This window comes from Pseudoduganella flava, from assembly GCF_007830495.1.
Classification (GTDB): domain Bacteria; phylum Pseudomonadota; class Gammaproteobacteria; order Burkholderiales; family Burkholderiaceae_D; genus Rugamonas; species Rugamonas flava.
In genome coordinates this window covers 892200-905258 of sequence record NZ_VLKW01000002.1, presented here as the reverse complement: position 1 = coordinate 905258, position 13059 = coordinate 892200, and the positions used below count along the sequence as shown (strand labels likewise).

At 68.6% G+C, this 13059-nt stretch carries 6 protein-coding genes; all 6 read left to right on the top strand.

All coding sequences use genetic code 11. The features are described from left to right. Nucleotides 1-7 precede the first annotated feature (7 nt). The 6 genes from IP92_RS08195 (at nt 8) to IP92_RS08170 (ending at nt 12998) form a co-directional block, all read left to right on the top strand. Nucleotides 8-3784: a TonB-dependent receptor gene (locus tag IP92_RS08195; protein WP_145874016.1), complete on the top strand. Its 3777-nt coding sequence runs from the start codon at nt 8-10 to the stop codon at nt 3782-3784. Between the two features lie 70 nt (nt 3785-3854). After that, nucleotides 3855-6131 carry a rhamnogalacturonan lyase family protein gene (locus IP92_RS08190; RefSeq protein WP_145874015.1) on the top strand — a complete coding sequence of 759 codons (2277 nt, stop codon included), beginning with the start codon at nt 3855-3857 and terminating at the stop codon, nt 6129-6131. A 249-nt stretch (nt 6132-6380) separates the two neighbouring features. After that, nucleotides 6381-7652 (top strand): efflux RND transporter periplasmic adaptor subunit, encoded by a 1272-nt coding sequence (locus IP92_RS08185; protein WP_145874014.1) that lies wholly within the window; start codon nt 6381-6383, stop codon nt 7650-7652. Next, nucleotides 7649-8395: an ABC transporter ATP-binding protein gene (locus IP92_RS08180; protein ID WP_145874013.1), complete on the top strand. Its 747-nt coding sequence runs from the start codon at nt 7649-7651 to the stop codon at nt 8393-8395. The genes IP92_RS08185 and IP92_RS08180 overlap by 4 nt, the downstream gene beginning before the upstream one ends. Continuing rightward, nucleotides 8379-9605: an ABC transporter permease gene (locus IP92_RS08175; protein ID WP_145874012.1), complete on the top strand. Its 1227-nt coding sequence runs from the start codon at nt 8379-8381 to the stop codon at nt 9603-9605. Before IP92_RS08180 ends, IP92_RS08175 begins: the two co-directional genes overlap by 17 nt. Nucleotides 9606-9974: 369 nt before the next feature. Continuing rightward, nucleotides 9975-12998 (top strand): TonB-dependent receptor, encoded by a 3024-nt coding sequence (locus tag IP92_RS08170; protein WP_145874011.1) that lies wholly within the window; start codon nt 9975-9977, stop codon nt 12996-12998. Nucleotides 12999-13059 lie beyond the last annotated feature (61 nt).

Sequence of the window (13059 nt, the reverse complement as noted above, 5' to 3'; positions counted from 1 at the left end):
GGCAAGGATGATGTTCCGCATCCTGTCGTGCGCCGCCACCGCGCTACTCGCCCTGCCCTGCAGCGCGGCCGAGGCGCCCGTGCCGCTGCAGTTGCCGGCCGGCCCGGCGGCGCTGACGGTGCCCGCCTTCGCGCGCGACGCGAACCTGCGCATCCTCGCTAGCGGCGACGACCTGGCCGGCATCACGACCAATCCCGTACATGGCAGCTACCCGCCGCCGCAGGCGCTGCGCATGCTGCTCGCAGGGACTGGCCTGTCCGCCCGCGTCAATGCGAACGGCACGATCCTGATCGAGCGGGTCAAACGTCCCCCCGCCGCACCGGCCCCGCAAGCGGCGTCCTCCCCGGATCCGGCACCGCAGCGCGTGCACGTCGTCGGCACCCGCGCCTCCGAACGCGATTCGATCGCCCGCAAGCAGCATGCCGCGACGGCCCTGGATGCGATCGTCGCCGACGAGGTGGGCGCCTTCCCGGACCGGAACGTGGCCGAGGCCATCTCGCGGTTGGCCGGCGTCACGCTGGAGCGCGGCGAGTACGGCGAAGGCACGACGATCAACGTGCGCGCCAACACGCCGGAACTGGTGCGGGTGGAGATCGACGGCCTGGGCGTGCAGGCAGCCGGCGGCACGGACCTGAACAACGGCGGCTCTGGCCGCGGCGTCGACCTGCGCGAACTGTCGACGGACCTGATCAAGAGCATCGAGGTGGTCAAGGGCGCCAGCGTGGACATGACGGAAGGCTCGCTGGGCGGCGGCGTCGTGATCCGCACCCGCTCGGGGCTCGACTTCGGCAAGCGCCACGTGGCGCTGCGCGCCGCGGCGCAAATGAATTCGATCAACGAGCGTGCGACGCCGAACCTGAACTTCCTGTACGCCGACCAGTTCCTCGGCAAGCGCCTCGGCCTGGTGCTGAACCTCACCAGCGCGCAGGCGCGCAACGAGAACCACACGGCGCTCAATTCCGCCTACAACCTGGGCATGGCGCGGGCGATCGACTTCGACCAGTCGCCCGATAAGACGTTCTCATTCAACCCGGCCACCGTCGACACGCGCGATCCGGCCGCGACGGCGCCGCTGGCGCGGTGGAACCGCGCCGGCGGCGGTACCGTCGATGCATTCAGCCCGCTGGAGATCGTGCAGCGCGCGGCCGCCGCGCGCACCAAGGCGGACTGTGAAGCCGCCTTTCCGCGCTACACGAGCGAACAGCTGGCTGTTTTCGCGGACCGGGCCGGCCGGGCCGCGGCGCAGAACCAGCGCGGCTATGAACTCATCACCTGCCTGAACCAGTGGAACGATTACACGCCGCAGAACGTGCGCTACCAGATGCGGCGCGAATACGACCGCCGGCTGTACGGCGACGTGCGGCTGGACTTCAAGGTGGACGAGCACCTGACGCTGTACGCGAAGTTCAACCGCAACACCCGCAAGATCGACGACGAGCAATCGTTCTTCTCGCTGGGCGGCATCAACATCAACGGCGACGGCCGCTACGCCGACAGCGGCACGGCGCCGGACATCGTGCGCACCCCGCTGCCCGGCTCGTACTTCTATCCGACGCCGGTCAACCTTGGCGCCAGCAGCAGCGCGTGGCGCGGCATCACGAACGGCTCGGTGCTGAACGTGGTGCCGTCATCCGTCGTCGTCGACGCCAACCACCACGTCATGCAATACACATTGACGCAGGCGGGCGTCAACGTCGACCAGATCTACGACCGCATCGACAGCCGCTCGCAATACGCGCAGGTGGGCGGCACGTGGCGCGCCGGGCCGTGGCGCGCCGAGTTCCTGGCCGGCCGCTCCAGCTCGGACGCATCGCGGATGCAGTGGCGCACCAACTTCGGCTACACGTACGGCGCGGCGACGGTGTCCGTGCTGCCGAACGGCCTGTGGCGCTACACGCTGCCGGCCGGCAGCGCCTACGACCAGAAGGACTATGCGAACTACGGCCAGCTGGCCACGCCGGCCAACGCAACGTCGCCGGCTATGTCCGCGCCCACCCAGCTGACGATGGCGAACGCCCGCATCATGGAGCGGCGCGAGGATACGGCGCGGCTGGACCTGTCGTATGCGGTGGGCGACACCATCCCGTGGCTGGGCCGCATCAAGTTCGGCCTGCAGCGGCGCGACTACCGTGGCGACAGCTGGACCGGCGCCGGCTACACGGCGCAGGCGGCAACGGCCACGACGCCGGCCGTCGTCGTGCCGCGCGCGCAGGTACGCAGCGCGTTCCAGGCCTGTGCCGACACGCCCGGCTCGCTGGGCCCGGGCGGCAAGCCGTGCGCCTACGGCACCACGTACGGCGGCGACCCCGCCACCGCGTTCGACAGCATGATCGTGATGACGCAGGAAGCCTACCGCGCCATCGTGGCGCAGGCGCTCGACAACGATTCGATCCGCTACTTCCACGGTGCCGGCGGCATCCCGGCGGGCCTGGTGCAAGGCTGGACCGAGATCGACGTGCGCAAGGTGATTGAATTGACGGGCGTGCGCCACTTCACCCTCGATTGCGTGAAGCGCTGCCGGGGCAGCGACGGCAATGTGTACGAGCAGCCGCGGGCCGCCGTGCGCGAACGCACGCTGGCCGCCTACCTGAGCGCGGACTTCGACGTGCCGCTGCCCGCGGCCGGCATGCTGGCCGGCGACTTCGGCTGGCGCGTGGTGCGCACCAGCACGGATGCGACGGGCCTGATGACGTTCCAGGCCGTGACGAAGACGGCGGCCTACGATGCCGCCGACCCGAACGCCGCCGCCGGCATCGCCCGCAGCGCGCTGGCACGCAACACGGCGCTGCGCGGCACGACGACGGACGTGATGCCGATCCTGAATCTCGCCTGGCGGCGGCCCGGCGACGCCGTCGTGCTGCGCTACACGCGGGCCAAGGCGATCGCCCGTCCGCCCGTGCAGTACCTGTACAGCAATAACGTCACGTGCACCTATGACGAGCGGCGCCTGGAGGTGGCCGGCGCGGACATGTCGTGCGACGGCACGCTGGGCAACCCGGCGCTGCGGCCGATGAGCAGCCATAACCAGAACCTGGCGCTGGAATGGTATCCGGACCGCGACACCGTGCTGTCGCTGGCCGGCTTCCGGCAGCGCGGCATCGTCGGCGCACCGCTGCGGGTGGCCGTCTACGATGCGCATCCGTTCGGAGGTTCCAACAGCACCGAGCCCGCCACCGGCGCCGACCTGACGCAAGTCGGCTATGCGTACGCGACCTACGTGAACGGCCCGGCGACGGCCCGCGGCGGCGTCGAGATCAGCGGCAAGACGGCGTTCTCGCGCCTGCCCGGCCTGCTGCGCCACACGGGCATCGATGCGAACTACACGCGCATGCGCTCGAAGGTGCTGGGCGCGCCGATCCGCGACCTCGTCACCGGCGCCGCACTGGGCCCGCCGCGCGAACTGCGCTACACGTGGAATGCATCGGTGTGGTACGACGACGGCAAGCTGGCCGCCCGCGTCGCGCTGCAGAGCGCGGCCGGCTATTTCCGCGAGCTGCCGGCGAACGCCAGCTACTACCCGGCCGTCGGCGTAACGGGTGCCACCACGCTGCCGTTCAATCCCGGCGTACCCACGTTCGGCAGCACCACGCGCTATGTCGATGCGAAGGTGTCGTACCGGCTGCGGCGCAACGTCGAACTGTTCGCCGAAGGCCGCAACCTGGGGCATGCCGCCGAATCGACGAGCCACGGCGGCTACGCACCGTACGCGGACGGGCGCCCCAACCTGCTCGAGTATGCCTACGCCGGGGCGCAGTACATGTTCGGCATCGTCATCCGCAACTAGTCCGCGGCGGAAAAGTCGCGCCGGTCCGTCAAACAGATGCGACAGGACTTTTCCCACCACAGGAGGCGATATGAACAGGACTCACCCACTGCGCCGGCGCGGCGCCACGCTCGTCATCGGCGCGCTGCTTGCGCTGGCCAGCCAGGCCGCTGCCGCCGCTGCTGGCGCCGTTACCGCCGATTCTGCGCCGGCCGCGCGCGTCATGGAAAAACTGGGCCGCGGCGTGGTTGCCGTGCGCGCCACCGAGCAATCCGTGTTCGTCAGCTGGCGCCTGCTGGGGCTGGACGCGGCGAATCTCGGCTTCGATGTCTACCGGTCGGCGCACGGCGCCGCGCCCGTGAAGCTGAACGGCGCGCCGCTGATGGGCGGCACGAACTTCACCGACACGACGGCGGACCTGGCGGTGCCGAACACGTACACGGTGCGCCGCGCCGGCACGCCCGCCATCGAACCGGGCGCCAGCTTCACGCTTGCCGCGAACCACGCGATCGAACCGATCGTGCGCGTGCCGCTGGCCGCCCTGCCCGGCGCCGGCTGGCGCACCAAGTACGTGTGGGTGGGCGACCTCGATGGCGACGGCGAATACGACTTCGTGCTGGACCGCATCGCCCCGTTCACTGAAGGGAACGACGATTACGCAATCGCGCCGCAGAAGCTCGAAGCGTACAAGCGCGACGGCACGCGGCTGTGGCAGATCGACCTGGGCCCCGGCAGCCTCAAGACCTACAACATCAGCCCCGGCCCGGCCACGCTGTCGATGGGCATGTATGACGGCGTGACGGTGTATGACCTCGATGGCGACGGCAAGGCCGAGGTGATCCTGAAGGTTGCCGACGGCGTCACGTTCGGCGACGGCAGCACGTTCACGGACCCGAACCCCAGCCAGCAATACGTGGCCGTGCTGAACGGCTTGACGGGCATGCCGCTGGCCACGCGGCCTTTCCCCACCGACTTCGCGGCGGCGGGGCCGCTCGGCACGCAGCTGGGCATCGGCTACCCGGATGGCATCCACCCCAGCATCTACTTCTGGGGCCGCAACCGCAATCCGGACAAGAGTTTCAACGACGTGTTCGCGGCTTGGAGCTGGCACGGCGGCAGCACGGTCGCGCAGAACTGGGTGCTGCCGATGCCGGCCGGCGACGCACGCCAGGCGTCGCACCAGATGCGTGTGATCGACGTGGACGGCGACGGCCGCGACGAGATGGCGACGGGGAACTTCATGGTCAACAGCGACGGCACGCTGCGCTACATCCTGCCCGGCGTCGTGCACGGCGACCGCTTCTTCATCGGCAAATTCGACACGACGAGCTCAGGCATGCAGGGCTACGGCGTACAGCAGAACAATCCGAGCGGCCTGCTGGAATACTATTACGACGCGACCAACGGCACCATCGGCTGGACGCACGGCATCGCCGACGGCGTGCTGCGCGACGTGGGCCGCGGCCTCGTCGGCGACGTCGATCCGCGCTATCCGGGCTTCGAGGTGTGGTCGTTCTCGGGTCTCTTCAACGGCCCGACCGACACGCTGACGGAGCCGGACACGAACCTGCGGCCCTATCCGACGCACTCGATCTGGTGGGATGGCGACGTGCTGACGGAAGGCCTGAACGACTACAAGATCGAGAAGTGGAACCCACTGGCACCGACGCGCACGAACGCGACACCGCGCCTGCTGACGATGTCCAGCGCGGCCTACGGGTCGCCGAAGCTGTGGGACCACAACCCGATGTTCTTCGGCGATATCCTGGGCGACTGGCGCACCGAGGTCGTGCTGGTCAACCCCACCTACACCGAGCTGGTGATCTTCACGACGGACATCCCGACCGACACGCGGCTGTACACGATGGCGCACAACCCGGCCTACCGCAACCACATGACGATCAAGGGTTATATGCAATCGGGCCTGCCGGACTACTACCTGGGCGCCGGCATGAGCGCGCCGCCCCGGCCGAACATCCGCTATGCCGGCAGCGGCGCGATCCAGGCGGAGGATGCCGCGCTGTCCGGCAGCGCCGTGGTGGCGGCGAACCGCGACGGTTACCGGGGCCCCGGCTTCGTCGACATCCCCGCCGCCGGCGGCACGGCGCGCTTCACGCATGTGGACGGCGGCGACGGCGGCATTCGCCTCGTCAAGATCCGCTATGCGAACGGCGCACCGCTGCCGCGCATCGGCGTGCTGGAAGTGAACGGCAAGCCGTGGCCGATCGCGTTCCCGCCGTCTGGTGGGGCCAACACATGGGCCACGCTGCCGGTGCCCGTCGCCCTGGCCGCGGGTCGCAACAACACGCTGACGCTGCGTGCCACGGCCGGCGCGCTGGCCAGCATCGACGAGGTGCTGGTGCCCTGATGGGTAAAGTCCGCTGGCGGCCCGGTTGCCGCTAGCGGACCATGCGCCTTTGCGGCCGATCAACCCGCGTTTGCCCCCGCCACCTACTATCGAGACGGCGCCCGGCTCCTGTCGTCCCGCGAGCCTTCGCATCGCGACAGGCGGTGATCGACGACCCGTCATCCATCGACACGCCGCGCCGCCTGCGCGCGGCACCCTTGCCGCGCCTTGCACCGCAACGGAATCCACAGTAACCCGTGAGGAGCCGCAATGAACCTCAGCCCCCCGCAACGCCGGCGCGCAACGCTCGTCGCCATGCTGGCAATCCTGGCCGGCCTGGCCACCCTTCCCGCCGTGCGCGCGCTGGCGCCGCATACACCGCCGCTGCCCGTGCAGACGGAACGGGCCGGCCGCCACGAAATCATGTCGTCCGTGCTGGCGGCCGGGCAGTTGTCGTATGCCGATGCCGTCGTGCTGTCGCCCGAGGTGATCGGCAAGGTGACGGCGATCCACGTGCGCGAGGGTCAACAGGTGAGGCGTGGCGACCTGCTGCTCAACATCGACGACCAGAGCCTGCGCGCGGAGCTTGCCGAGCAGGATGCCGCCGTGCGCCAGCAGCGCATCGCGATCGAGCAGCAGCAGCTGAACCTGCGCAACCAGGAAGCGCAGTTCGCCCGCAAGCTGGAACTGCACACGATGAGGATGCTGGCCGACGCCGCGCTGGACGATGCGCGCTATGCGCTGAACCTGGCACGGATCGAACTGCGCAACAGCGAGTTGCGGCTGGAGCAGGCCCAGGCAGTGCTGCGCCAGTCGGCCGAGCGCCTGTCGAAGACGAGCGTGCACGCGCCCATCGCCGGCACCGTCGTCGCCCTCGACATCAAGGTCGGCGAGACGGCCGTGCCGAGCCAGGTCGGTATTCCCGGCTCGAGCCTGATGACGATCGCCCAGGCGGACAGCCTGGTCGCCGAGATCGACGTGGACGAAGCGGCCATTCCCCATGTCGCCGTCGGCCAGGAAGTGGCACTGCATACGCCGGCCTATCCGGATACGCCGGTGCAGGCACGGGTCGCGCTGATACCGATGTCGCCGAAGCGCGCCGCGCCGGGCGCAGTGCCCGCCGGCGGCGCCCTGCACTACGCCGTGCGCGCCAGGCTGGCCGGGTACGATCGCCTGGCACTGCGCCCCGGCATGCGGTGCCGCGCCGAGATCTACACGGGCGCCCACGAGCAGGTGCCGGCCGTGCCGCTGCAGGCCGTGCTGTCCGACGACGAGGACAAGGACAGTCGCATGGCCCGCCCCGGCCGCCCGGCGCCCGCTGCCGCCCACTACGTCTACGTCGACGCGGCCGGCAAGGCCGAGAAGCGCAGCGTGACGGTGGGCGCGTCGGACGACAGCCGCCAGCAGGTGCTGACCGGGCTGGCCGAGGGCGACGCCGTCATCGTCGGGCCCTACCGCACACTGCGCGGCCTGAAGCCGGGCGACCGCGTGGCGCCCGGCCTCACCTCCCGCGGCGCGCGCGAGCGGGCCGCCGCGCCATGATCGGGCCCTGCATCGCGCTGCGCGGCGTCCGCAAACGCTACCCGATGGGTGGCGAATCCGTGCTTGCGCTGGACGGCGTCGACCTGGACGTGGCGCCGCACGATTACGTCGCGGTGACGGGGCCTTCCGGTTCCGGCAAGTCGACGGTGATGAGCATCCTGGCCTGCCTCGACACGCCCAGCAGTGGCAGCTACCTGCTGAACGGCCGGGACATCGCGCGCCTGGATGCCGGAGAACTGGCCACCATCCGCAACCGTGAAATCGGTCTCGTGTTCCAGAACTTCAACCTGCTGCCCCGCGCGTCGGCGCTGGAGAACGTGATGCTGCCGCTGGTCTACCGGGGCGTGCGCCACGGGGAGCGGAGCCGTCGCGCGCTGGCCGTGCTGGAGCAGGTCGGGCTGGCGCACCGCGCGGATCACCTGCCCAGCCAGCTCTCCCGCGGCCAGCGCCAGCGCGTGGCGATCGCCCGCGCGCTGTGCTCCGAGCCGTCGGTGCTGCTCGCCGACGAACCCACCGGCAACCTCGACTCCGCCAGCGCGGCTGCCGTGATGGCGCTCTTCGACGACCTGCACGCGCAGGGGCACACGGTTGTCGTTGTCACGCACGAAGCCGAGATCGCGCGGCGCTGCCGGCGCATCGTCACGCTGCGCGACGGCCGGATCGTCGGCGACGTGCTGGCAGCCGCCGCGCCGCCACCATGCCCAGCCGCCCAGCCGGAGCAGGCCGATGTTCATCCTCGTTGAAAGCGTCAGGATGGCGCTGCGCAGCCTGCGGGCGCATCCGCTGCGCAGCGCGCTGACGGTGCTCGGCGTCGTCATCGGCGTGGCCGCCATCGTCGCCGTCGTCTCCGTCATGCATGGCTTGTCGGCGTCGATCAGCGGCGAGCTGCGCGCGTTCGGCGCCGGCAGCCTGACGGTCGAGGGCTACACGCCGTTCAAGGAGCAGCTGCTGGGCCGGCAGAACGTGCTGGCCCTGGACGACTACGGCCGCATCGTCGCGCACGTCGACGGCATCCGCAACGTGGCCGCCGCCTTCGCGCCGTTCGGGCCTGGCGCGACGGTGCGAAGCCCGGCCCGCAGTGCCGTCACACAGGTGCTGGCCGTGACGGTGTCGTACCAGCGCGCGATGCAGGCCTGGCCCGAGCATGGCCGGGCGCTGCGGGGCGCGGACGGCACATCGCGCCGCAAGGTGTGCGTGGCCGGGCGCAAGGCGCTGAAGAAGCTGGGGCTGCCGGCCGACGCGGTCGGCACCTACGTCGACATCGGCGGGCACTGGTTCAAGATCGTCGGCGTCGCGGAACCGAAGGGCGACCTGTTCGGGCTGTCGCGCGACGACTACCTGTTGATCCCGTTCGAGGTCGGCCAGGCCCTGGCGGCGGACGCGGACCGGGCCGACATCGCCATCACGTTCGAGGTCGACGACGTGGCACAGGCCGATGCCGTGCGGGACGCGGTGACGGCATTGCTGCGCAAGGTGCACGGCATCCGCCCCGGCCAACCGGACGACTTCACCGTGCAGACGGCGCGCCAGGCCGCCGAGAAATTCCTCGGCATCGTCGCGATGGTGTCCGCGGTGCTGGCGTCGATCACGGCGATCGCACTGCTTGTCGGCGGCATAGGCATCATGAACGTGATGCTCGTCAGCGCCACCGAGCGCACCCGCGAGATCGGCATCTGCATCGCGCTGGGCGCGCGGCGCCACCACATCGTCGCGCAATTCCTGATCGAGGCGGCCACGCTGTCGTCACTCGGCGGGCTCGCGGGCCTTGCCGTCGGCTGGCTGCTGGCCCGCGCCGCCACGGCGCTGATCCCGGGGCTGCCGCCGGCGTCGCTGCCCGGCTGGAGCATCGCCGTCGCCATCGGCTTCTCCGGCGCTGTCGGTATCGTGTTCGGCATCCTGCCGGCCGTGAAGGCGGCGCGCCTGAACCCGGTCGACGCGCTGCGCTACGAGTAGGCCGATCCCGCCGCTCGACCTCCGCCGCCGCGTGACCGAGCGGCGTGCCAGCTGAGCCACCCCACCTGGCTGCGGGCCCCGCTCCAACCCACCAGAACCACCCCTCATCCTCGGCCGATGTTTGCGCAACCAATTCATGTTAGAACACCGAATGTTGAGTCTGGCAAGTGTTGTTTAGTTGGACTGACTGAACAACAACGCTGTTCATGACAACGATTGCAAGCACGGATCAGTTCGACTACATTCCATCAAGGAGAGACGGGCCGGCAGCAATCGGAAAACCGCCGAGAACACGTCCCCTGGTGCGGAAAAGTGCTTGCTATTCAAGGACTTGCCGCGTCAAACACTACAATAATTCAGGAGACAAAAGTGAGACAGTTCCAAAAGACGGCCATCGCGATGGCCGTGACCCAGCTCGCCTTCTGGTCGTGCAACGCGGCTTATGGCCAGGAAGTTAGCGCTAACACGAACGCATCGAACGATAAAAACAGCGCCGTCATCGTGGTCAGCGGCCAGCGCGCCGCGCTGCAATCGGCCCAGAAGCTGAAGCAGGATGCGGACGAAGTCGTCGATTCGATCGTCGCCGAGGACATCGGCAAGCTGCCGGACCGCTCGATCACCGAGGTGCTGAGCCGCGTCGTCGGCGTGACGATGGACCGCAGCATGAGCAACGACCCGCAGCACTATGCCGTCGAAGGCTCCGGCATCGCGATCCGCGGCCTGACCTACGTCCGCTCGGAGCTCAATGGCCGCGAGTCGTTCTCCGCCAACGGGGGCCGCTCGCTGAGCTTCACGGACGTGCCGCCGGAACTGATGTCCGGCGTGGACGTGTACAAGAACCCGTCCGCGGAGCAGATCGAAGGCGGCGTCTCCGGCCTCGTCAACCTGCGCACGGCGATGCCGTTCGACTTCAAGGGCTTGAAGGGCGCCGTCACCGGCTCGTACACCTATTCCGATCTGCGCAAGGGCAAGGCCCAGCCATCCGGCTCGATGCTGCTGTCGAACCGGTGGAACACGCCGTTCGGCGAATTCGGTGCGCTGATCGACCTGGCGTCTTCCGTCAGCCATACCCGCACGGACGAACTGTTCATCGAAGCCTACTACCCGCACACGAACATCGAGCCGGGCAAGACGCTGTGGGTGCCGCGCGGCGCGCAGTGGCGCTCGATGAACTGGGAACGCGACCGCAAGGGCCAGTACGCGGCGTTCCAGTGGCGGCCGAACCGCGACTTCACGGCGGCGCTGACGTACTTCCAGTCGAAGTACAAGGAAAGCTGGTCGGAAGTGGCGCTGCTGTCGCAGGAAACGGGTGACCGGCCCTACGACATCGAGGTGGCGAACGGCAAGTTCGACGCCAACGGCGCCTTCCTGTCCGGCGTGCTGTCGAACCCGAAGAACGGCGGCATCAACCTGAACTCCGACCGGCGCGTGTCCGACCGCCGCTCCGCCACGCGCGACCTGGCGCTGAACCTGCAATGGCGCATCAGCCCCGCATGGAGCGCGAAGACGGACTTCCAGGTCGTGCGCGCCAGCACCGAGGCGCTCGATTCTGACGTCGCCACCGGCATCCGGATGCAGAAGCAGACGGTGGACCTGACGGGCAACCTGCCGCGCATCACGTTCGACGCGGACGACATCAAGTACCTGTCCGACCCGGCCAGTTACTACTGGGCCTACACGATGGAGCACAAGGACCGCTCGAAGGCCGAGAGCAAGGCATGGAAGACGGACCTGAAGTACGACTTCGACCACCCGGTGCTGCGCGACGTGCGCTTCGGCGTGCGCCTGCAGAACCGCGACTCGCGCAACCAGAACACGAACCCCAGCTACAACTGGCAGGCGATCAGCCAGCCGTGGATGCTGGGCTGGCAGGTCGACCGCCTCGCCACGCTGAATGATCCGAAGTTCGCCGGCGGCGCCACGCTGCGCGGCCTGCCGAACTTCTTCGGCGGCGACGTGCAGGTCCCGTCGATCATCTTCCCGGACGACGCCGTGGCGCGCGGCTACCCGGACAGCTACGCCAAGCTGCATACCTATCACGACATCCTGTGCGCCGAAAAAGGCACTACCTGCGCGACGTGGCCGCAGGCGACGTTCGACGAAAAGCCGGAAGGCACCAACTACCAGGAAGAAAAGACGCGGGCGTTCTACACGCAGCTGCGCTTCGGCTGGGACCAGCTGAAGTACCCGGTGGACGGCAACATCGGCGTGCGCTATGTGAAGACCAAGTCCACGGCCTACGGCTACACGACGTACAACCCGAACCTGCCGACCTTCCCCGACGCGCCGAGCGTTGCCGGCCTGGACAAGATCGTCAACATCACGCCGTTCGCCACGTTGCGCAATTACGAGAACGATTACAACAACGTCCTGCCGAGCCTGAACCTGCGGATGAAGTACAACGACCAGCTGCAGTTCCGCTTCGCCGCCGCGAAGGCGATGTCGCGGCCGGACTTCTCGCAGATGAAGGCGTACACGCCGCTGTCGCAAACCATCACCAGCCTGACCGACGCGAACACGAAGGTCGTCACGATCACCAACGTGTCGCTGACGGGCAGCGGCGAAGGCAATCCGAACCTGATGCCGACGACGGCGAAATCGGTGGACCTGACGGCCGAATGGTACTTCGCGAAGGCGGGCTCGCTGACGGCGGCGATCTTCAACAAGGACCTGAAGAACGTCATCGTCAACCAGATGTACAACTACGAGGTGCGGGACGTGGCCGGCAACACGCAGCGCTTCGTCGTCACGGGCCCCGTCAACGGCGCGCACGGTTACGCGCGCGGCTTCGAGCTGGCCTACCAGCAGTACTACGACTGGCTGCCCGGCTACCTGAAGGGCCTGGGTGTGCAGGCCAGCTTCACGTACGTGGACAGCAAGCGCAAGCTGAACGATGGCGTGTATTCGGCCTACTGCTCCGGCGGCGACAGCGCGTCGAACCTGAACCTGTACATCAACGGCTGCGACACGGATGGCCGCACGTTCGGCAACATGCCGCTGCAGGGCCTGTCCAGGCGCACGATCAACTTCGCGCTGATGTACGAACGCGGCCCGATCTCGGCCCGCGCCGCGTACAACTGGCGCTCGCGCTACCTGTCCGGCGTGAACGTGTGGGGCACGCGCGACACGAACGGCAAGGACACCAACCCGGCCAGCGCGGACTACGGCAAGAACAACATCGCCTGGGGCCTGCCGCTGTGGCAGGAAGCGTATGGGCAGCTCGATGCGTCGATCTTCTACAACGTGACGGAGAAACTGCGCATCGGCCTGGAAGGCACGAACCTCACCGACTCGAAGTCGAAACAGACGATGCAGCAGCACGCCGGCACGTTCGGCCATGCCTGGTTCGTCACGGGGCCGCGCTATACCTTGCAGGCGAACTACTCGTTCTGACGCGATCGGGTAACCTGGCGGCGGCCGCGCGATTTGCGCGGCCGCCGTGTTCATTTTCATT

What these genes read in the sequence shown, in the direction of transcription:
- IP92_RS08195 (WP_145874016.1), top strand. Translation starts at nt 8, where the DNA reads ATGATGTTCCGCATCCTGTCGTGCGCCGCCACCGCGCTACTCGCCCTG.
- IP92_RS08190 (WP_145874015.1), top strand. Translation starts at nt 3,855, where the DNA reads ATGAACAGGACTCACCCACTGCGCCGGCGCGGCGCCACGCTCGTCATC.
- IP92_RS08185 (WP_145874014.1), top strand. Translation starts at nt 6,381, where the DNA reads ATGAACCTCAGCCCCCCGCAACGCCGGCGCGCAACGCTCGTCGCCATG.
- IP92_RS08180 (WP_145874013.1), top strand. Translation starts at nt 7,649, where the DNA reads ATGATCGGGCCCTGCATCGCGCTGCGCGGCGTCCGCAAACGCTACCCG.
- IP92_RS08175 (WP_145874012.1), top strand. Translation starts at nt 8,379, where the DNA reads ATGTTCATCCTCGTTGAAAGCGTCAGGATGGCGCTGCGCAGCCTGCGG.